We start from the raw sequence: 19,372 nt of genomic DNA, 5'->3' as shown, positions 1-19,372 counted from the left end.
AGGAGCGACGCCGGATCCGCCGGAGCAGCCCCTGGCGACAGTGATATGACAGCATCTTTTCAGGTTTCCGTGACGCGCGGCGCTCGGGCGCAAATGACATGCGAGGCATGCGTACGCGACACGGATGGCATCTGCGCACGGATCGACGAAGAGAGTCGGCGCGCGCTTCATTGGATGGGCCGGCGCCGCACGATCGCCAAGGGTCAGACGATCCTCTGGCAGGGAGAGACGCCCGCTTTCGTCGCCAATATCCTGAGCGGTGCAGTGAAGCTGTCCGCCACCACCGCGGATGGGCGCGAACAAATCCTGGGCATTGTCGGGCCGGGAGGCTTTATCGGCCGGATTGACGACAGAATCAGCGCCTTCGCGGCGGTTGCGCTCAATCCAGTCGAAATTTGCCTATTCCCGCGCGAGGCCTTTGCCACGATGGCGGGAAGCCATCCCGAGGTGAGCGCGGCGATGCTCGATCGCGCCCTCGCCGACCTCGATCGCGCCCGCCGCTGGCTGCTGATGATCGGGCGCGGGACGGCGATGGAACGGGTGGCAGCCCTCATCGCGGACTTCGCAGGCGACAACCAGGCGATGTGTCATCGCTTTCCGCTCAGCCGGGGCCAGATGGCAGATCTGGCGGGGCTGACGATCGAAACGGTGAGCCGCCAGATCGGCAAACTCAAGGCCAGCGGCATCATCGCGCTGCCGACCCGCGACAGTTTCGAGATCCGCGACGCAGACACGCTTCGGGCGATTGCCGGCGAGCAGCCGGGCCACCGCCCGCATTGAACAACGCCGCGCAGAGGGAGCCGGTCGATGGATAATCTGGTGATGAAGAGCGGGGGCTGGATGCTTGTCGTCCTGCTCGCGATCGCGGGGTTCGCGCTGTCGCACGACCCCGGATTTTCGGTGCATATGGTGATCGTCGGCCTCGCCGCGATGATCGCGCTCTGGGCAGGGCTCAGGCGGGCGGACTATGCCGCCTTGGCCAGCGGCATCCTGCCCGGGCCGGCGGACGAGGGCGTCTATGACGACGATCCGATCCGCTGGGGCGTGGTCGCGACGGTCTTCTGGGGCCTCGCGGGTTTCCTAGCCGGGCTCTACATCGCGCTCCAGCTCGCTTTCCCCGCGCTCAACCTGGGGATCGAATATACCAGCTTCGGCCGGCTGCGTCCGCTGCACACATCGGCGGTGATCTTCGCGTTCGGCGGCAACGCGCTGATCGCGACCAGCTTCTATGTCGTCCAGCGCACCTGCCGCGCGCGGCTGGCGTTCCCGACGATGGCGCGCTTCGTCTTCTGGGGATACCAGCTCTTCATCGTGCTCGCCGCCACCGGCTATGTCATGGGCGTCACCGAGGCGAAGGAATATGCCGAGCCCGAATGGTATGTCGATCTGTGGCTCACCGTCGTCTGGGTCTGCTATCTGCTCGTGTTCGGAGGCACGATCCTCAAGCGCCGCGAGCCGCATATCTATGTGGCCAACTGGTTCTATCTTTCCTTCATCATCACCATCGCAATGCTGCATATCGTCAACAATCTGGCGATCCCTGTCAGCTTGGTCGGTTCCAAGAGCTATAGCGCCTTCGCGGGCGTCCAGGATGCGCTGACACAGTGGTGGTACGGCCACAACGCCGTCGGCTTCTTCCTGACCGCCGGCTTCCTGGCCATGATGTATTATTTCGTGCCCAAGCAGGCCGAACGGCCGGTCTATTCCTACCGCCTGTCGATCATCCACTTCTGGTCGCTGATCTTCCTCTACATCTGGGCGGGTCCGCACCATCTGCACTACACCGCGCTGCCCGATTGGGCGCAGACGCTGGGCATGGTCTTCTCGATCATGCTGTGGATGCCGAGCTGGGGCGGCATGATCAACGGCCTGATGACGCTTAACGGCGCATGGGACAAGATCCGCACCGATCCGATCATCCGCATGATGGTGATGGCGCTCGCCTTCTACGGCATGAGCACCTTCGAAGGGCCGCTGATGTCGATCAAGGCGGTCAACAGCCTGTCGCACTATACCGACTGGACGATCGGGCATGTCCATTCCGGCGCGCTGGGCTGGAACGGCATGATCACCTTCGCCGCGCTCTATTATCTGGCGCCGCGCCTGTGGGGCCGCAGCCGGCTCTATTCGCTGCGCATGGTCAACTGGCACTTCTGGCTCGCGACCGTGGGCATCGTCCTCTACGCGGCGTCGATGTGGGTCGCCGGCATCATGCAGGGGCTGATGTGGCGCGAATACGGGGCTGACGGCTACCTCGTCTACGCCTTCTCCGAAGTCGTGAGCGCGATGTTTCCGATGTACGTGATCCGCGCGACGGGCGGCCTGCTCTACCTGGCCGGCGCGCTGGTGATGGCCTTCAACATCTGGATGACGATCGCCGGCCGGCAACGCGCCGAAAAGCCGATGCGCGACGCCGCCTATGATCCCGCGAAGGATCGTCCGCTGCCGGCCCCCGCCGCCGTTCCCGCCGAATAAGGACCTCAGTCATGGCGAGCAAATTCTTCAGCCACGCGAAGATCGAACGCAACGTCACGCTGCTCGGCGCGCTGTCGCTGGTGGTGGTCGCGATCGGCGGCATCGTCGAGATCGCGCCGCTCTTCTGGATCGACAGCACGATCGAGAAGGTGGAGGGCGTGCGGCCCTACACCCCGCTCGAACAGGCCGGGCGCAACATCTACATGCGCGAGGGCTGCTACAACTGCCACAGCCAGATGATCCGTCCGTTCCGCGACGAGGTGGAGCGTTACGGCCATTACAGCCTGGCGGCGGAAAGCATGTACGATCATCCCTTCCAATGGGGATCGAAGCGCACCGGCCCCGATCTGGCGCGGGTGGGCGGCCGTTATTCCGACGAATGGCATGTCCAGCACCTGAAAGATCCGCAATCGGTGGTGCCGGAATCGATCATGCCCTCCTACGCGTTCCTGGCGGAGCGCGAGCTGAAGGCGGGCGACATGCGCCAGCATCTGCGTGCACTCTACCGGGTCGGCGTGCCTTATACCGACAAGGCGATCGAGGCGGCCAATGACGACCTGCGCGCGCAGACCGATCCCGATTTCGACTCCGAAGGCTTCAAGGATCGCTATCCCAAGGCGCAGATCCGCGATTTCGACGGCAAGCCCGGCCAGTTGACCGAGATGGACGCGCTCGTCGCCTATCTCCAGATGCTTGGCACGCTCGTCGATTTCGAGGCGGCCGCCCCGCAGGAGCAGGCGCGATGAGCCTGTACGACACCCTCCGCCACTTCGCCGACAGTTGGGGCCTCGTCTTCATGAGCGTGCTCTTCGTCACCTTTGTCGGCTGGACCTTTCGCAAAGGCGCTTCCGCCCGTCACCGCGACGCGGCGCACATGATCTTCGAGGATCGTCACAATGGCTGAAAAACGCATCGACGAAGCCACCGGCACCCAGACGATGGGCCATGAATGGGACGGGATCGAGGAACTCGATACCCCCATGCCCCGCTGGTGGCTGTGGACCTTCTACGCCAGCATCGTCTTCGCGGTCGGCTATACCGTCGCCTATCCCGCCTGGCCGCTGATCGACCGTGCGACCGGCGGCACGCTCGGCTGGTCGAGCCGCGGCGATTTCGAGAAGGAGATGGCGGCGGAGGCGAAGAAGCGCTCCCCGATCATGCTGGCGCTCGCCGCCACTCCGATCGATCGGCTAACCGACAATCCGGAGCTGATGCACGCCGCCGTCGAGGGCGGGCGCGCCGCGTTCAAGGTCCATTGCGTCCAGTGCCACGGCTCGGGCGCAGCGGGGTCCAAGGGCTATCCCAACCTCAACGACGACGACTGGCTGTGGGGCGGCGACATCAAGTCGCTTCAATATACGATCGAACATGGCATCCGGAATCCGGATCATGATCAGACGCGCATGTCGCTCATGCCCGCCTTCGGCCGCGACGGCATATTGAAGCCGGCGCAGATCGACGATCTCGCCGCCCATGTCCGCGTGATCTCCGGACAGGAAAAGCCGGGCCCGGCAGCGCGCCGGGGGGCGACGCTGTTCGCGGAGAATTGCGCGGTCTGCCACGGCGCGGACGGCAAGGGGCTGCGCGCGTTCGGCGCGCCCAATCTGACCGATCCGATCTGGCTCTATGGCGGCAGCCGCGAGGATATCGCCGCGACCATCACCGCCGCGCGTTACGGCGTGATGCCGCGCTGGGGCGAGAAGCTGGGGCCGGTGACGGTGAAGATGCTCGCCGCCTATGTCCATTCGCTGGGCGGCGGAGAGGCGCTGCCCGCGCTCGGCACCCTGCCCGTCTCCGATGCGCCCGCGACCCCCGTCGCGGATGCGGCGGCGACTGCGGCGACGACCAATGTCGAACGCTGAGCACATAACTCCGTCGCTCTACGAGAAGCGCAAGGCCGTCTATCCCAAGGCGGTCGACGGTTTCTATCGCCGCCTGAAATGGGCGATCATGGTGGTCACCCTCACCATCTATTACGTCACACCCTGGCTGCGCTGGGATCGCGGCCCCTATGCGCCCGACCAGGCGGTGCTGGTCGATCTCGCCAATCGCCGTTTCTACATGTTCGCGATCGAGATCTGGCCACACGAATTCTATTATGTCGCCGGGCTGCTGGTGATGGCGGGGATCGGCCTGTTCCTCGTCACCTCGGCCGTCGGGCGCGCATGGTGCGGCTATGCCTGTCCGCAAACCGTGTGGACCGATCTCTACCAGCATGTCGAACGCTTCATCGATGGCGACCGCAACGCCCAGTTCCGGCTCGCCAAGGCGCCCTTGGGGCCGGCCAAGATCGCGAAGCGACTGGGCAAGTGGAGCATCTGGTTGCTGATCGCCGTTGCAACGGGCGGCGCCTGGGTCTTCTATTTCGCCGACGCGCCGACTCTGCTGAGGGCGTTGCTGGCATTAGACGCCGCGCCGGTCGCCTATGGCAGCATCGCGGTGCTGACCGCGACCACCTTCACCCTGGGCGGCTTCATGCGCGAGCAGGTGTGCGTCTATATGTGCCCCTGGCCGCGCATCCAGACCGCGATGCTCGACGAAAAGTCGCTGATCGTCACCTACAAGGACTGGCGCGGCGAACCGCGCGGCCATGGCCTGAAGAAGACGCAGACGGCGGCGCTGGCCGAAACCGGCGACTGTATCGATTGCCTGCAGTGCGTGTCCGTCTGCCCCACCGGCATCGACATCCGCGAAGGGCCGCAGATCGGCTGCATCACCTGCGCCCTGTGCATCGATGCGTGCGACAAGGTGATGGCACAGATCGGCAAGCCCCGCGGCCTGATCGACTATGCATCGACCGAGGACGCCGATCGCGAGCGCGCCGGCGCGCCGGCCAAGCCGGTCATCAAGTTGCTGCTGCGGCCGCGCACCATCGCCTATCTGCTGGTTTGGATGTCGATCGGCGCGGCGATGCTGTTCGCGCTGGGCACGCGCACCCGGCTCGACATCAGCGCGCAGCAGGATCGCAACCCGCTCTACGTGCGGCTGGCCGACGGCACGATCCGCAACAGCTTCACCGTCAAGGTCCGCAACATGGAAGCGCGCCCGCGCGACGTGGAGATCGGCATGGATGGGCTGGCGGGCGCGGTGCTGTGGACGGGCGGCGCGCGCCCGGCAAATGCCCGCACGCTCCGCATCCAGGTGCCGGCGGACAGCGTCGCCAAGCAGCGCGTCTTTGTTGGGGCGGATATGGCGGGCGCGGTGCGCGAACCCTTCGGCTTCACCGTCCGCGCGCTCGACGCCGAAGGCGGGCGCAACCGCAGCGATGCCCAGTTCGAACGTCCGGAGGCCACGCCATGATCCGTCCCTTCAAGGCCCGTCCTTTCACCGGCCGCCATATGGCCGCGATCCTCATCGCCTTTTTCGCGGTGGTCGTCGCGGTCAATATCACCATGGCGCGCCTCGCCATCGGCAGTTTCGGCGGCACCGTCGTCGATAACAGCTATGTCGCCAGCCAGAAGTTCAACGGCTGGCTGAAGGACGCGGCGGCGCAGAAGGCGCTGGGCTGGAGCGTGGCGATGACGCTCGACGGGCAACGCCATGTCGTGATCGATATCGACGCGCCGGGCGCGCACGCCACCGCGACCGCGCGCCATCCATTGGGCCGCGCGCCCGATATCGCGATCGATTTCGTGCCCGTGGCGCCCGGGCGGCTACGCGCCACCCGGCCGCTGCCCGCCGGGCGCTGGCTGCTGCACGCCACGATCAGCCGCGACGGCCGGGACTTTCATGCGATGGAGACGTTGAAATGAGCGTGGTCGATCGTCCCGCCGGCGCCGCGCCACTCAGCGAAACCGTCTTTTCCGTGCCCGGCATCCACTGCGCCGGCTGCATCTTCAAGCTGGAGGACGGGCTGGCGCTAACCGCCGGGATCGCGGCGGCGCGCGTCAATTTCACCACGCGGCGCGTAACGATCAGCCATTTGCCCGAACTCACCATTCCCGATCTGGGCGACGCGATCGGCGCGCTCGGTTTCGAGGCGCAGCCGCTGGGCGACGCCGTGGCGGAGGCGGACGACAGCGAAAGCCGGGCCCTGCTGCGTGCGCTGGCGGTGGCGGGCTTCGCGTCGATGAACGTGATGCTGTTGTCGGTCTCGGTCTGGTCGGGCGCGCAAGGCGCGACGCGCGACCTGTTCCACTGGCTTTCCGCGATGATCGCGCTGCCCACCGTCGCCTATGCGGGGCGGCCCTTCTTCAAGTCCGCCTGGACCGCTCTTCGGCACGGCCGCACCAATATGGACGTGCCGATCGCGATCGGCGTGCTGCTGACCTGCGCGATCAGCCTGTTCGAAACGATCAACAGCGGCCCGCACGCCTATTTCGACGGCGCGGTGATGCTGCTGTTCTTCCTGCTGACCGGCCGCGTGCTCGACAGCGTGATGCGCGATCGCGCGCGCGACGGCGTCACCGCGCTGCTCAAGCATCGCGCGGCGGGCGCGCTCGTGCTCAACAAGAGTGGCGGCACCGACTGGCGCGACGCGCAGAGCCTGGCGCCCAACATGCGGATGATCGTCGCAGCGGGCGAGCGGCTGGCGGCCGACGGTGTGATCGAAAAGGGCGCGAGCCGCTTCGATATCGCGCTGCTCACCGGCGAAAGCGCGCCGCGGGCGGCGGGGGAGGGCGATGCCGTCCATGCCGGCACGCTCAATATCGACGCGCCGGTGACGGTGCGAATCACCGCCGCGGGGCCGGATACTGCGATCGCCGATATCGCGCGGATGATGGAGAACGCTACCCAGTCGCGCTCGCATTATGTCCGCCTCGCCGATCGCGCGGCGCGCTATTACGCGCCCGCCGTCCATCTGCTCGCACTGCTCAGCTTCGCGGGCTGGATGCTGGCGGGCGCCGGCTGGCACCAGTCGCTGATGATCGCGGTGGCGGTGCTTATCATCACCTGCCCCTGCGCGCTGGGGCTGGCGGTGCCGGTTTCACAGATCGTCGCCTGCGGCGCGCTGATGCGCGCGGGCGTGCTGGTGAAGGACGGGTCCGCGCTCGAGCGGCTGGCGGAGGCCGATCGCGCGGTGTTCGACAAGACGGGCACGCTCACGCTTGGCCGGCCCGAGCCCGTCAACCTCTCTGTGCTGGACTGGCGGCAGAAAAGCGTGATCCTGGGCCTGGCCCGCAACAGCCGCCATCCACTGAGCCAGGCGCTGCGCAAGGCGATCGAGCGTGAGGGCATTCCCGCCGCGCAGGTGGAAGCGATCAGCGAGACGCCGGGCATGGGATTGAGCGGGCTGTTCGAAGGCGAGGCGGTGGCGCTGGGCCGCGCGGACGAGGCGGGGGAGGCGATGGCCTGCCGCTTCGGGATCGAGGGTGAGGAACCCGTGACGATCCTGTTCGAGGATCGCCTGCGCCCCGGCGCGGAGGCGCTGCCCGCCCAATTGGCCGCGCTGGGCATCCAGAGCTCGATCCTGTCAGGCGACCGCGCCGCGGCCGTGCTGCCGGTCGCGCGCGCGCTGGGGCTGACCGCGCAGACCGGCATGCTGCCGCAGGACAAGCTCGACGCGCTCGCGCGGCTGTCCGCCGGCGGCGCCAAGGTGCTGATGGTGGGCGACGGGCTGAACGACGGGCCGGCGCTCGCCGCCGCCCATGTCTCGATGGCGCCGGCCTCGGCCAGCGATGCCGGGCAGAGCGGCGCCGATACGGTGTGGCTGGGCGACGGGCTGGCGCCCGTGCCAATCGCGATCCGCGCGGCGCGCGCGACGATGCGCGTGGTGCGCCAGAATTTCGCGCTCGCGATCGGCTATAATGTGGTCGCGATCCCGCTGGCGATCGCCGGCCATGTGACGCCGCTGATCGCGGCGCTGGCGATGTCCGGATCCTCGATCATCGTCGTCGCCAATGCCCTGCGTTTGAGGAGTGCCGCCCGATGAATGGCCTGGCCCTGTTGATTCCGATCGCGCTGTCGCTTGGCCTTGCCGGGCTCGCGGCATTCTTCTGGGCGCTGCGCGCCGGCCAGTTCGACGATATGGACGGCGCCGCGCTCCGCATCCTGGTCGATGAGGACGAGCCTCGCTGACAAAAAGAGAGGCCGGCGACGATCATCGCCGGCCTCAGTGGGAGGGCCCGGTGGAGCGAGATCAGAGCCTGAGTCCGATACCCACTCCGATGACGATGGGATTGAGGTCGATCTTCACCTTCTGGGTGCCGGCAGCGGTGGTACGCAGCGTCGCGACCGTCGAGATATCGAGATATTTGGCGTCGAGATTGAGGAAGATCGTCTTGTTGAGGTCGATATCCACGCCCGCCTGCAAGGCGTAGCTGACGCTGTCGGACATCGAGACCTGCGTCTTGCCGACCGCGGCTTCCAGCCCCTTGGACGCGTCCTCCGCATAGAAGAGCGTGTAGTTGATGCCGGCGCCGACATAGGGGCGGACCGGGCCGTTCGCGATCGGGTGGTATTGCACCGTCAGCGTCGGCGGCAGTACCCAGGTGGAGGCGAGCCTGCCGATGGTGCCGGTGGTACCCGTGCGGCCCGACGCGGCATGTTTGGTGGTCGCCGCGATCAGCTCGACGCCGACATGGTCGGTCAGCATGTGCGTCACGTCGATTTCAGGCATCACGCTGTCGTTGACGCGGACCTTCTCGCCCGGAAAGCCGGGCAGCACGCTGCCCGACCGCTCGGCGGGCGTGACGGCGATCGCGCGGATGCGCAGATAGGTATCGCCCCTTTCGGCGAGGGCGGGCGGAGCGATCAGGCCGGCGGCGATCACCGGCAACACGATCAGTTTCCTCATGACACGATGGTCCTTCCTTGCTTCGATGCGCAAGGAACTGGACCGGAATCTGTGAACGCTCCTTGATCCAAGCCAAGGAGAGTTTTGACCTGGATCAAATGATGACAGCACAGGCACGGTATGATCGCAGGCATGTGGACCTATCATCCCGATCTGCTCGCCACGCCGGTGCCGCGCTACACCAGCTATCCGACCGCCGCGGAATTCCATGACGGGCCGGGCGCCACTGATATGGCCGACGCGTTGGATGCTTTGGAGGCCGAAACTCCGGTTTCGCTTTATGTCCACATCCCCTTCTGCCGCGAGATCTGCTGGTATTGCGGGTGCAACACTGGTGCTGCCAATCGAGAGAGCCGCCTCACCGCCTATCTCGATGCGCTGCACGCGGAGATAGCGCTAACCGGCGAGCGGCTTGCCGGGCGCGGACGGCTGAAACGCATCTCGTTCGGCGGCGGCAGCCCCAATGCGATCGCGCCCGCCGCCTTTATCGCGCTGTGCGGGGCGCTTCGCGCCGCATTCGGCGATGCGCAAGACGGACTTTCGGTGGAGCTCGATCCACGCGACTTCAGCCATGAATGGGCCGGTACACTTGGTGCGATGGACGCGCGCCGCGTCAGCCTGGGCGTCCAGACGCTCGCCGAGCCGGTTCAGCGCGCGATCGGGCGTGTCCAACCTGCAGAGACGATTGCGCAAGCGGTGCGCTGGCTACGCGCGGCTGGAATCGGATCGATCAATTTCGACCTGATGTACGGTCTGCCCGGGCAGAGCCTTGCAGATCTCAGCGAGTCACTGGACGGGGCAATGGCGATGGCGCCCGATCGCATCGCACTGTTCGGCTATGCGCATGTGCCACACCTTATACCACGACAGCGGCGGATCGAAGCGACCGCGCTGCCCGATGCCTCCGCACGTTTTCGGCAAGCAGCGCTCGGCCACGACCAGCTCGCCGCGCTGGGCTATAAATCCATCGGCTTCGATCATTTCGCGTTGCCTGACGATCCGCTCGCAGTGGCCGCGCGAGCGGGTAAACTCACCCGCAATTTCCAGGGTTTCTCCGACGATCCGAGCGAGATCGTGATCGGACTGGGCGCCAGCTCGATCAGCGCCTTCCCCGATCGCATCCTCCAGAACGAGAAGAATGCCGGGCGCTACCGCATGCTGGTCAGCGCCGGTCGGCTGCCGACATCGCGCGGCATGTTCCGCGGTGCGGAGGATCGATTGCGCGGCGGTATCATTCAAAGGCTACTCTGCACCGGAGAGACCGAGACCGCCGGCCTGCCCGATCGCGCCGCGACCGTCGCGCGGATGGCGCCCTTCGTCGATCGCGGCCTGGCCGCATGGCATGGGTCGGTGCTCCGCATGGCGGACGACGCCACTCCCTATGCCCGCGTGATCGCCGCCATATTCGACGGCTATCGCCAGCCCGATGCGCGGCGCTTCAGCAATGCTATCTAGGATCGTCGCGTTCGTCAGCCTGGTGATGCTCGCCTCGCCCGCTGCCGCGTTGCCGCCGAACGAGATGATGGTCCGCATCTGCACCGGCGCCGGCCCACGGATGATGACGATGCCCGTAAATGACCGGAATTCCACGCCAGCCGATTGCAAGAAGGCATGCCATGCCGTGTGCGACCGGCGCAAGAAATCGGGAAAGCGCCCAAATGCCGACTAGAGCGCTGCCTCCCATAGTCGTCCTGAACATGTGAGCCAGTGGATTGTCCCAATCTCCTCAGACAGGAGAATCTTCATGCCCCATAAGAATATCGGAGACGTCGATCGATTTGCGCGGCTGCTGCTCGGTGCTGGTTTGCTGGCGCTGCCCCTCATCATCGACGACAATGGGTTTGGCCGGATCGGCATCATCCCCTTGGCAACGGCCCTGCTGGGCTGGTGCCCTCTCTATTGGGTTTTGGGTATATCGACCGTGCGCTCCGATCTGTGATCGATGCGACGCCAAAAGACTTTCCAAGCTTCGAACCCGCCGGTTTCGCCAAGGGGCATGACGCGCAAACTATATTGATCCATTACCGATGCGAGTCCATTCGTAGCGGTGCCCCCCTACCAATGCCTCCCCAACCGCATGCGCGCTCCTGCTACCGCACGCTCGTCATCGGCGAAGTTGCATCGATCAGCGGACCAAAGCCAGCCCCGCCATAGCCGCTACCACACTTACGAAGAGCGGCGCGGCCGCTCTCACCCCTCGCCCATTCCGGGCGATTGCAAGCGTCATAACGGCCTTGAGCAGCGTGTTTGCAAGCACGGGCGCCGCCAGCAGAGTCCCTGCCGTGTCACCATCCATCAGTTGCGGCACGATGCCAGACACCGCCAAAACCGCCGCGTCGACATCAGCAACGCCAGTCAAGGTGAGAAGAATGCCCATTCCCGCTTCACCGAACCGGCCCTCCGCCCAGCGCAAGGCGATGGACAACGCACCCACCATACCGGCGAGCAGAAGGGCTGGTCCAAAATCGAGCGGATTGCCCAGCGGGATCTCACCACTCGCCTTCGGGAGGCGCCAGACCGCGAGCACGGCACAACCGAGTGCGACCATCGCTGCCGGGATCATCGATATCGCCAGTCTTGGCAAGGCTGACGGCACCAGGACGGCCGCAAGCAGCAGCACGCGCACGAACATCGTGCTCGACGCGATGGCAATGCCAGCGATGAGCGCCCCCTCGCTGTCCGAGGGTATTGAAAGCTTGCGTGCATAAGCGGCCGTCACCGCCGTCGAGGAAACGATCGCGCCCGTGGCGGCGGTGAGCAGCAGGCCGCGTGTCGGACCCGCGCGGCGCGTCGCCGCATACCCTATGAAAGACAGGCCGCAGACAAGGACGACGACCATCCATATCTGAAAGGGATTGATCGCCCCGTAGGGACCGAGCGGACGATTGGGCATGACCGGCAGGACGACCAAGGCGATGAGGGCGAAGCGACCGATCGACCCCATTTCCTCCGGACTGATTCCCTTGAGCAGGGCATGAAGACTGCGACGCATCGACAGCAACGCCATGACGACCGCCGCTGAGGCAAACGCTCCAGCCTGATAAGGCGTGGTCGCGAGTGCACCGAGCATCAGTGTCATAAGTGCAGCGAGCGACGTGGTAGCGCTACGCGCATTGCGATCGACGCTGTCGCGGACGTAGCCGACCACGATAAGAGTGACCGCGGCGGCCAGAATTACGCTAGCTATAGGGAGTGGCAGAAGCGTCGCGATGCCGCCCGTCAAACCCAGCATCCCGAAGGTCCTGAAGCCTGCCACGCGACTTCCAGCGGGCTCGAGACGGAGCAGCCAACCCCGCTCGACGCCGATGAGCAGACCGATAGCGAGAGCCGCGGCGAGCGGCCTGAGCTGCTCCAACTCCGTCAATCCCCACCACTGCATGCTATGATGCCCCGGCCGGAGTGAAACCCGATTTGCAAAGGATCAGGCTATGGTGGCTTTGAGCCCCGAACAGATTCTGCATCTGCGTCTTTCGCGACAGGTCGTGGAGCGCTCCAGCCATGGCGCGTCCAGCGTGCCGCAAGCACGCCCCGCCGGATCTGAGCGCGGATTTCCGGATGCACATCGACAAGGCCGCTGAATGGTGCCCCGCCTGACGGCCGGGACACGCGGGGAACCGTCAGGACTTGACGGCGATCCGCCGCGACCGGCCGGCGGCGCTCTTGTCCTTGGCAATCTCGACGCGCAGGACGCCATGCTTGTAATGTGCATCCACGGCATCGGAATTGACATCCGACGGAAGCGGGATCTGGCGTCGAAATGCGCCGTATCGACGTTCGCTGAGAAGTATGCCGTTCGATTCCCGCTCGCTCTCTTCCCGTTTCTCGCCCGACAATGTCAGCACGCCATCGGCAACGCTGACATCGATATCGTCTCCTTTGAGGCCGGGAAGCTCGGCGGTCAGCTGGTATGCCGCTCCGGTGTCGACAAACTCAAGCGCGGGGCTGATCGATACTGGACCTCTCGGTCGTATGAAAACGCTGGACGGCGACATGAAGTCATCGAACAGCTTGTCGATCTCGGTTCGAAGCACTCCGAATGGTTCTAACGGGGCGCTGCTCCTGGTGACGGGAACCGGTGAGGCTGGTGTTTTGACCACGGCTTTTGAATGGCTGGACATCTTCGACCTCCCACAAATGAATAGTGAGGGCACAGCCTAGCGCATGCGCCCTGCTTACCCATTCGCAATGCTACGTAGGCGCCGGATCGGGAATGTTGCGTATGGCGGAACCGGTCGAGATCGCCGAAGCCCGGTTGGCGGAAAGGAGATCGACGATGAAAAACATCCTGCTCGACGCTCATTCGGACGATCTGATCGGGTCTCGCCTTGCCGCAGCCGAGTTACTGGCAAAGTCCTTTCGCGCGAAAATCATCAGTCTCCAGACACTTCCCCACGCTGCGACGCCGGTCACTGCAATGCGGGTGCCAGAAGCGGGCGCTGCCGCGCTCGAGCTGGCGAAACGGCCCGATATAGAGGCTGCTGACCGGTGCCGACTGGAGATCGTCGAGCGCTTCCGTCCGTCGCGTACAGTTCATTGGGAGCGAGCGGTTGGAGATCGGGGAGCGCAGTTGCTTGTGCGCTCGCGTCTTGCAGACCTCTGCATTGTGTCGATCGACGATCTGCGCGACTTCGGGGGCCTTCCAGGCACGCTGCCCAAGCGTGCAGGGTCGCCGATCCTCGCCATGCCCAGTGAGGGTGAGGGAATCGTGCTGGACGCTCCCATATTGGTCGCGTGGGACGGATCCGTGGCGGCGTCATCCGCGCTCAAAGGCGCACTGCCGCTTCTGCGCCGCTCAGGGGACGTAAAGCTCGTTTCTATCGGCGGCGAGCGGAACTTGTCGGTCGAGGCCGCGATTGATTATCTCGCGCTATACGGCGTCTCAGCCAGCGCCGACGTCATCACCGATCATATCTGTATTGCGTCGACGCTGAGCGAGGAGGCAGAACGCCATTGCGCCGGTTTGGTGGTGATGGGCGCGACGGGCCACGGGATCATTCGCCACACCTTTCTAGGGAGTGTGGCGAGGGGAATGCTCGACCGCGATCGCCACCCGCTCTTCCTGGCGCATTGAGACGAAGGCGGCGAACGGTATTCGCGATGGTGCAGGCCTGGCGGATTGATCGAGGCGATGGCCGTTGCCCTGCGGTGCGTATTAATCCGGATATCGATCAATCGTCCGCTACGCGATGGCATCGTCATGAACCGTATCTCGATCTGCCTTCTCGCTCTTTGCCTGATCGGCGCCGCGCCGCCGGAGCCGGGACCGCCAAATTGGTCCATCGAGCAGTCACGCGTGCTGAACGCCTGGCTTACGAAAGCGAAGGACGAAGGCCTCGCCATCCCCGCAGGCGTAACTGCGTCGCTCAATGCAGCAATGGCAGAGGGCGTTGGCGAGCGACTTGACGATGCGGCGACCGAAGCGGCGGTCGTGATGCTCGAGAGCCATCGCAATGGATGTTGCAACGCAGCGCTTCGGACCGGCTGGCATATCGCGGACGATCCGGCATGGCCCGATGCACTGACATCCGTTCGAAGCGCCGTCGAGCGAGATCGGATCGGCGACCTCTTCAACGCCGCGCAGCCGTCTCACCCCTTCTATCTGGCGCTGCGCGACGCCTATCGCACCGAACGGAATCCAGCGCATCGCGCCACGATCGCGGCAAATCTCGACCGCTGGCGCTGGATGCCCCGGCGGCTGGGGCGCCGATATCTGCTCGTCAATACCGCCGCATATGAAGCGACATATTGGGAAGATGGCGCGATGAAGGGCCGCTGGCGCGTGGTGGTCGGCAAGACCAGTTCGCCAACACCCAGCTTTGCCGCGACCGTCACCGGGGTGATCCTCAATCCCTGGTGGGAGATTCCACCGTCGATCGCGCGCGAAAGCATCGCCGCGCTGGTGCGCAACCACCCGAAAGAGGCGGCCCGCAAGGGGTATGTCCAGCAGGGCAGTCGGTACCGCCAGCGGCCCGGCTCCGCCAACGCACTCGGCCACATGAAGCTGGTCATGCCAAACGCCTACAATGTCTATCTGCACGATACGCCGAGTCGGGATCTATTCACGCTCGATGCACGCGCTTTCAGCCATGGGTGCGTTCGTGTCGGCGATGCCCTGGGGCTCGTGGCTTCTTTGCTGGGCGATGTGCCGGACTGGACGCGCGAGCGCATCGACGCGGCGGTGGCATCAGGTGAAACACGTTCGATCGACTTGTCGAGCCCGGTTCGAGTTTATATCGCTTACTTTACCGCCGAGCCCGACGAGGCGGCCGGCATTCGTTATTTTGACGATGTCTATCGTCGCGATTTGGGCGCGCGCGCGCCCGCCGCCAATGGCCAATGCCCTCGCTGAAACTGCCGGTATCGGTGGTCAACGATTCGAAAACACACGCTTGACGGAATGCATCGCAGCGTCGCTGCCCAGTTTGCGCAGAAGCCGGGCGCGATAGATTTCAACGGTGCGATGACTGATCCCCAGGGCGGCAGCGATCGACCTGTTCGTGAGCCCAAGAACCAGACCTTCGAGCACCTCTCGTTCACGCGCCGACAGGACATGGCGCGGCGAAAGCGCGTCGGCAGGTCTGGGACTGCGTCGATCAGACCATGCCTTATCCAGCACGCCAAGAAGCTGATCACGCGAATACGGCTTGGTCAGGAAAACGCTCCGTCCCGACGACTTGATCAGGGCATCGACGATCGGTGGCAAGCCCGTTCCCTGCACGACGATCGCGTGCGGGAGATCGCGGGCCCAAAGCCGTTCGATCGCCGTTGCGTATTCGCTATCTGGCAGATCCAGATCGAGCAGTATGACGCCGGGCTGCAAATGCAGCGATTCGTTCAAGAAGGACACGACGCTCGCGAAGGCCCGGATTTGCAACGACATGTCGGCATTGTCAAAAATGGCGTCACGTTCGGCGTCCGGGCCAATCAAATAAACCGGAATCCGGATCATCTCAATCGGCCGGGTGGCCTGTGGTCAGGCGCTCGAGCGCGTCGACCAAATCGTGCTGGTTTAGCGGCTTCTCGAACACAGCCGTGAACCCCGCCGCCTTTGCATCGCGCGCGAGTTCGTCGGATGGATAGCCGGTGATCAGGAGTGCCGCGCCGCGCCACCCCTGGGCACGAAGCCGGCCCAAAAGCTCGATCCCATCGATCGACTCGATCCGATAATCCGCAACCATGCCCGACGCATCAGAGGCGGATTCGTCGTGGAGGACGGACTGCGCGGTCGCATAAGCCCGAACGTCGAACCCTCTGCCTTGTAGGAAGAGCTGCATCGAGCGACGCACTGAAGGATCGTCCTCGACAACCAGAATCTTGGGTCGAACCCGTATCTCACTCACAATCGAAACGTCCTTGATCGCTCTGTTGCACGATCAAGCAATGGCAGGCGAAATGCAGATGGTCGTTAAGTATTGGTCCCTAGGGGTTGCATGCCGAGTCCGGCGGCAAAGGCGATCCTAAGCGCTTCCGACAGACTGCGGACATCGAGCTTGGTCATCAGGTTCGCCCGGTGGACTTCGACAGTGCGCGGTGAGATTCCTAGGTCATAGGCGATCGTCTTGTTCGGCAGGCCTTGTGCCAACCCTTCGAGCACATCCCGCTCTCGCGCCGTCAGAACGCCGAGAATAACCGCTGCCTCTGCGGCACGACTTGCCTGTTTATCAGCGGAGGCGATTCGATCGAACGCCGTCTCGATGGCATTCAGCAGGCTCGATTTTTCGAAGGGTTTTTCCATGAAATCCACAGCGCCAGCCTTCATGGCGCGCACCGCGATCGAGACATCGCCATGGCCAGTCATGATGATGATCGGCATGGTGACGCCGCGCTCGGCGAGCATTCGCTGCACGTCGAGGCCATCTATCTCGGGCATGCGGATGTCGAGGAGGATGCAGCCATGCTCGACATGCTTTACCTCCTTGAGGAACGCTGCGCCCGATGGCCATGTCGTTACCGCATATCCCGATGTCTTCAGCATGTAGCCGGCGGAACGCCTGATCATTTCCTCGTCATCGACGATATGGACAAGTTTCTTATCCATTCTCACTATCCTCCGTGATCGCGCGAACCAGCGTGAAATGAAATTGTGTTCCGCCGCCCCGCGCCGGCTCCATCCAGATTCGTCCGCCATTGGCTTCGACGATCGTCCGGCAGATCGACAGGCCAAGGCCCATGCCATCCGACTTCGAGCTGACAAAGGCGGTGAAGAGCTGCTCCGCTATTTCGGGGGCGACGCCGGGACCAGTGTCCGCGACGGTCACCCGAACAAAGCCAGGCTGATCGGGCCCGCTCGTCACAGTGAGGATCCGCCTGGGCTCGGGCGCGTGCGCCATCGCCTCCACGGCATTGCGGATGAGATTGATCAGTACCTGCTGGATCTGCACTTTGTCGACCAGGACAGGCGAGGCATAGGGATCGAGATCAAAGTGCGGGGTGATGCCGTTCTCGCGCGCGCCCAGCAGACCAAGCACCGCTGCTTCGTTGATGAGTGCGGGCAGTTTTTCGTTAGTCTTCTCGACATCGCCGCGCGAGACGAAGTCGCGCAGTCTGCGGACGATATGCCCAGCCCGCATCGCCGCCTTGGCGGTATCGTCGAGCGCTTCGCGGATCATGAGCATTTCTTCGGACTCATGGCCTGCGAGCTGATCGCGGATCGCCTCGGTATAATTGGCGATTGCCGCGATCGGTTGGTTGAGTTCGTGAGCCAGAGTCGATGCCATGGTGCCCATAGCGCTTACACGCGAGACATGGATAAGTTCGGACTCCAGCGATTCGAGGCGTTCTTCGGTCTTTTGTCGCTCGGTCAGATCCCGGATGAACCCGGTGAAGAGGCGGCGATCCACACCTGCGGCCTCGCCGATCGAAAGTTCCATGGGAAAAGTCGTTCCGTCCTTGCGCTCGGCAAAGACCACGCGCCCGATCCCTATGATCCGTTTCTCGCCGGTCGCGAGATAGCGTTCGATATAGCTGTCGTGCCGCTCGCGGTCCGGTGATGGCATAAGAAGACTCACATTCTTGCCGAGGACCTCCTTCTCCTCATAGCCGAACAGTCGCTCGGCGGCCGCACTGAACGAAAGCATCTTTCCCTTGTCATCGATGACCACCATGGCATCGGGCACAGTCGAGAGGATCGAGCGCACATGGCTTTCACGCGAGAGAATGGCCGCTTCGGCAGCCTTGCTTTCGGTGACGTCGGAAACGATTTTCGCAAAGCCGCGCAGCTCGCCATCAGAACCGCGCAGCGCCTTGATCGACACGCCTGCCAGGAACTCAGAGCCGTCCTTGCGGACCCGCCAATCTTCTTCCTCCAGCTTTCCTTCAGCGATGGCGCGCGCAAGGTCGGCGTCCGGCTTGCCGGCCGCGACCGCATCTGCGGGGTAAAAAAGCGAAGTGTGGCGACCGATGACTTCCTCTTCGGACCAACCCTTCATACGTCGGGCGCCATCGTTCCAGATAGTAACATATCCCTCAGTATCGAGCAGATAGATCGCATATCCGTGTGCGCCGTCGATCAACAAATTGAGTTCTTCCGCGATCTGGTCGGCCCGCTCGGCTCTAGCTTCAGAGCGCCTGTCCTTCTCGATCGCGTCACGCCGCGCGCGATCGAGGATCGCCGTCAGCATGATGATTCCTGCGGAGGCCGCAACGAAGAACCCCGCTTCGATTGCGTCGGCGACACCGAATGCATTGGGTGTTGCAAAATAGATCCCGAACAGCAGCGCAGGTAGCGTGGCGATGGCTGCGGGAACAGGGCCGGTGAGCAACGCGGCCAGCAACAGCGCCACGCTGAAGGGAAAGAAGGCCGCGCGATCGCCCAGCCATGTCTGGAACAATTCGCGCAAGCCGGCGGTGACGATCACGATGGCGAGGGCCATAAACAGGCGACGCGGGAACGAGTGACGCTGGGATGACACCAGCCCCATGATCAAACGCTGATCACGTTGTGCGGCAAATGCGTCATCGATCCTGACTCGTGCCCGTTCCCAAGGAACGCCCTCATAGCCGGGATTGATCTGCGACAAAATGGTGGCGCCTTCGATCTAATCAATTCGACCTAAGGGCCGTGCCAAGGCGCTACCCGCCAGCGCAGGCATCCAGAATTCGGAATTGTACGTAGACGAAACCAAGCCCAATTCAGCATTGGAACCCACCGCCATCTGCCTC

The 19,372-nt window shown here is 64.1% G+C and carries 20 protein-coding genes; 13 read left to right on the top strand and 7 right to left on the bottom strand.

What is annotated here, in order from left to right; translation table 11 throughout:
- Positions 1-45: 45 nt before the first annotated feature.
- The 9 genes from AC3WN8_RS08090 to ccoS are packed head-to-tail and all read left to right on the top strand — an operon-like array spanning position 46 to position 8,493.
- On the top strand, positions 46-780 hold the full coding sequence (locus AC3WN8_RS08090) for a Crp/Fnr family transcriptional regulator (RefSeq protein WP_492668891.1): 735 nt from the start codon (positions 46-48) through the stop codon (positions 778-780).
- 27 nt (positions 781-807) lie between these two features.
- On the top strand, positions 808-2,475 hold the full coding sequence (ccoN, locus tag AC3WN8_RS08085; RefSeq protein ID WP_492668890.1) for a cytochrome-c oxidase, cbb3-type subunit I: 1,668 nt from the start codon (positions 808-810) through the stop codon (positions 2,473-2,475).
- Between the two features lie 11 nt (positions 2,476-2,486).
- Entirely contained in the window at positions 2,487-3,221 is a 735-nt protein-coding gene (gene ccoO / locus AC3WN8_RS08080) for a cytochrome-c oxidase, cbb3-type subunit II (protein WP_492668889.1), read from the top strand.
- On the top strand, positions 3,218-3,379 hold the full coding sequence (locus tag AC3WN8_RS08075) for a cbb3-type cytochrome c oxidase subunit 3 (RefSeq protein ID WP_222989191.1): 162 nt from the start codon (positions 3,218-3,220) through the stop codon (positions 3,377-3,379). The genes ccoO and AC3WN8_RS08075 overlap by 4 nt, the downstream gene beginning before the upstream one ends.
- Positions 3,372-4,337 (top strand): cytochrome-c oxidase, cbb3-type subunit III, encoded by a 966-nt coding sequence (ccoP, locus tag AC3WN8_RS08070; protein ID WP_492668888.1) that lies wholly within the window; start codon positions 3,372-3,374, stop codon positions 4,335-4,337. Before AC3WN8_RS08075 ends, ccoP begins: the two co-directional genes overlap by 8 nt.
- On the top strand, positions 4,324-5,775 hold the full coding sequence (gene ccoG / locus AC3WN8_RS08065; RefSeq protein WP_492668887.1) for a cytochrome c oxidase accessory protein CcoG: 1,452 nt from the start codon (positions 4,324-4,326) through the stop codon (positions 5,773-5,775). Before ccoP ends, ccoG begins: the two co-directional genes overlap by 14 nt.
- A complete protein-coding gene (locus AC3WN8_RS08060) occupies positions 5,772-6,227 on the top strand; it encodes a FixH family protein (RefSeq protein WP_492668886.1) in 456 nt (151 codons plus the stop codon). The genes ccoG and AC3WN8_RS08060 overlap by 4 nt, the downstream gene beginning before the upstream one ends.
- A complete protein-coding gene (locus tag AC3WN8_RS08055; protein WP_492668885.1) occupies positions 6,224-8,347 on the top strand; it encodes a heavy metal translocating P-type ATPase in 2,124 nt (707 codons plus the stop codon). Before AC3WN8_RS08060 ends, AC3WN8_RS08055 begins: the two co-directional genes overlap by 4 nt.
- Positions 8,344-8,493: a cbb3-type cytochrome oxidase assembly protein CcoS gene (gene ccoS, locus AC3WN8_RS08050; protein ID WP_492668884.1), complete on the top strand. Its 150-nt coding sequence runs from the start codon at positions 8,344-8,346 to the stop codon at positions 8,491-8,493. The genes AC3WN8_RS08055 and ccoS overlap by 4 nt, the downstream gene beginning before the upstream one ends.
- Positions 8,494-8,554: 61 nt before the next feature.
- Here the strand turns inward: ccoS and AC3WN8_RS08045 are convergent, their stop codons facing one another.
- Positions 8,555-9,211 (bottom strand): OmpW/AlkL family protein, encoded by a 657-nt coding sequence (locus AC3WN8_RS08045; protein WP_492668883.1) that lies wholly within the window; start codon positions 9,209-9,211, stop codon positions 8,555-8,557.
- Between the two features lie 132 nt (positions 9,212-9,343).
- On the opposite strand from AC3WN8_RS08045, the gene hemN reads away from it, so the two are divergent.
- Both hemN and AC3WN8_RS08035 read left to right on the top strand, forming a co-directional pair.
- Positions 9,344-10,666, top strand: a complete 1,323-nt coding sequence (gene hemN / locus AC3WN8_RS08040; RefSeq protein ID WP_492668882.1) for an oxygen-independent coproporphyrinogen III oxidase — start codon at positions 9,344-9,346, stop codon at positions 10,664-10,666.
- A gap of 289 nt (positions 10,667-10,955) precedes the next feature.
- On the top strand, positions 10,956-11,150 hold the full coding sequence (locus tag AC3WN8_RS08035; protein ID WP_492668881.1) for a YgaP family membrane protein: 195 nt from the start codon (positions 10,956-10,958) through the stop codon (positions 11,148-11,150).
- A gap of 186 nt (positions 11,151-11,336) precedes the next feature.
- Here AC3WN8_RS08035 and AC3WN8_RS08030 read toward each other — a convergent pair whose 3' ends face one another.
- Positions 11,337-12,566, bottom strand: a complete 1,230-nt coding sequence (locus tag AC3WN8_RS08030) for an MgtC/SapB family protein (RefSeq protein WP_492668880.1) — start codon at positions 12,564-12,566, stop codon at positions 11,337-11,339.
- A 262-nt stretch (positions 12,567-12,828) separates the two neighbouring features.
- On the bottom strand, positions 12,829-13,329 hold the full coding sequence (locus AC3WN8_RS08025) for an Hsp20/alpha crystallin family protein (protein ID WP_492668879.1): 501 nt from the start codon (positions 13,327-13,329) through the stop codon (positions 12,829-12,831).
- Positions 13,330-13,430: 101 nt separating this feature from the next.
- On the opposite strand from AC3WN8_RS08025, the gene AC3WN8_RS08020 reads away from it, so the two are divergent.
- Both AC3WN8_RS08020 and AC3WN8_RS08015 read left to right on the top strand, forming a co-directional pair.
- Positions 13,431-14,282: a universal stress protein gene (locus AC3WN8_RS08020; RefSeq protein WP_492668878.1), complete on the top strand. Its 852-nt coding sequence runs from the start codon at positions 13,431-13,433 to the stop codon at positions 14,280-14,282.
- Between the two features lie 126 nt (positions 14,283-14,408).
- On the top strand, positions 14,409-15,560 hold the full coding sequence (locus AC3WN8_RS08015; RefSeq protein WP_492668877.1) for a L,D-transpeptidase family protein: 1,152 nt from the start codon (positions 14,409-14,411) through the stop codon (positions 15,558-15,560).
- An 18-nt stretch (positions 15,561-15,578) separates the two neighbouring features.
- Here the strand turns inward: AC3WN8_RS08015 and AC3WN8_RS08010 are convergent, their stop codons facing one another.
- The 4 genes from AC3WN8_RS08010 to AC3WN8_RS07995 form a co-directional block, all read right to left on the bottom strand.
- Positions 15,579-16,160: a response regulator transcription factor gene (locus tag AC3WN8_RS08010; protein ID WP_492668876.1), complete on the bottom strand. Its 582-nt coding sequence runs from the start codon at positions 16,158-16,160 to the stop codon at positions 15,579-15,581.
- Between the two features lies 1 nt (position 16,161).
- Entirely contained in the window at positions 16,162-16,551 is a 390-nt protein-coding gene (locus tag AC3WN8_RS08005) for a response regulator (protein ID WP_492668875.1), read from the bottom strand.
- A 65-nt stretch (positions 16,552-16,616) separates the two neighbouring features.
- A complete protein-coding gene (locus AC3WN8_RS08000) occupies positions 16,617-17,249 on the bottom strand; it encodes a response regulator transcription factor (protein ID WP_492668874.1) in 633 nt (210 codons plus the stop codon).
- Positions 17,242-19,131 carry a PAS domain-containing sensor histidine kinase gene (locus tag AC3WN8_RS07995; protein WP_492668996.1) on the bottom strand — a complete coding sequence of 630 codons (1,890 nt, stop codon included), beginning with the start codon at positions 19,129-19,131 and terminating at the stop codon, positions 17,242-17,244. The genes AC3WN8_RS08000 and AC3WN8_RS07995 overlap by 8 nt, the downstream gene beginning before the upstream one ends.
- Positions 19,132-19,372: the final 241 nt, after the last annotated feature.

It is taken from the genome of Sphingobium sp. FW305-3-2-15-F-TSA7, from assembly GCF_058787155.1.
The sequence above is the reverse complement of the archived record's forward strand: the minus strand, read 5'-3'. Positions and strand labels throughout refer to the sequence as shown.

Excerpts from the sequence above, each read along its gene's own strand:
- hemN (WP_492668882.1), top strand. The coding sequence starts at position 9,344 with ATGTGGACCTATCATCCCGATCTGCTCGCCACGCCGGTGCCGCGCTAC.
- AC3WN8_RS08010 (WP_492668876.1), bottom strand. The coding sequence starts at position 16,160 with ATGATCCGGATTCCGGTTTATTTGATTGGCCCGGACGCCGAACGTGAC.
- ccoG (WP_492668887.1), top strand. The coding sequence starts at position 4,324 with ATGTCGAACGCTGAGCACATAACTCCGTCGCTCTACGAGAAGCGCAAG.
- AC3WN8_RS08045 (WP_492668883.1), bottom strand. The coding sequence starts at position 9,211 with ATGAGGAAACTGATCGTGTTGCCGGTGATCGCCGCCGGCCTGATCGCT.
- AC3WN8_RS08055 (WP_492668885.1), top strand. The coding sequence starts at position 6,224 with ATGAGCGTGGTCGATCGTCCCGCCGGCGCCGCGCCACTCAGCGAAACC.
- AC3WN8_RS08025 (WP_492668879.1), bottom strand. The coding sequence starts at position 13,329 with ATGTCCAGCCATTCAAAAGCCGTGGTCAAAACACCAGCCTCACCGGTT.
- AC3WN8_RS08020 (WP_492668878.1), top strand. The coding sequence starts at position 13,431 with ATGGCGGAACCGGTCGAGATCGCCGAAGCCCGGTTGGCGGAAAGGAGA.
- AC3WN8_RS08090 (WP_492668891.1), top strand. The coding sequence starts at position 46 with ATGACAGCATCTTTTCAGGTTTCCGTGACGCGCGGCGCTCGGGCGCAA.
- ccoS (WP_492668884.1), top strand. The coding sequence starts at position 8,344 with ATGAATGGCCTGGCCCTGTTGATTCCGATCGCGCTGTCGCTTGGCCTT.
- AC3WN8_RS08000 (WP_492668874.1), bottom strand. The coding sequence starts at position 17,249 with ATGGATAAGAAACTTGTCCATATCGTCGATGACGAGGAAATGATCAGG.
- AC3WN8_RS08075 (WP_222989191.1), top strand. The coding sequence starts at position 3,218 with ATGAGCCTGTACGACACCCTCCGCCACTTCGCCGACAGTTGGGGCCTC.
- ccoO (WP_492668889.1), top strand. The coding sequence starts at position 2,487 with ATGGCGAGCAAATTCTTCAGCCACGCGAAGATCGAACGCAACGTCACG.
- ccoN (WP_492668890.1), top strand. The coding sequence starts at position 808 with ATGGATAATCTGGTGATGAAGAGCGGGGGCTGGATGCTTGTCGTCCTG.
- ccoP (WP_492668888.1), top strand. The coding sequence starts at position 3,372 with ATGGCTGAAAAACGCATCGACGAAGCCACCGGCACCCAGACGATGGGC.
- AC3WN8_RS08035 (WP_492668881.1), top strand. The coding sequence starts at position 10,956 with ATGCCCCATAAGAATATCGGAGACGTCGATCGATTTGCGCGGCTGCTG.
- AC3WN8_RS07995 (WP_492668996.1), bottom strand. The coding sequence starts at position 19,131 with ATGGGGCTGGTGTCATCCCAGCGTCACTCGTTCCCGCGTCGCCTGTTT.
- AC3WN8_RS08015 (WP_492668877.1), top strand. The coding sequence starts at position 14,409 with ATGAACCGTATCTCGATCTGCCTTCTCGCTCTTTGCCTGATCGGCGCC.
- AC3WN8_RS08060 (WP_492668886.1), top strand. The coding sequence starts at position 5,772 with ATGATCCGTCCCTTCAAGGCCCGTCCTTTCACCGGCCGCCATATGGCC.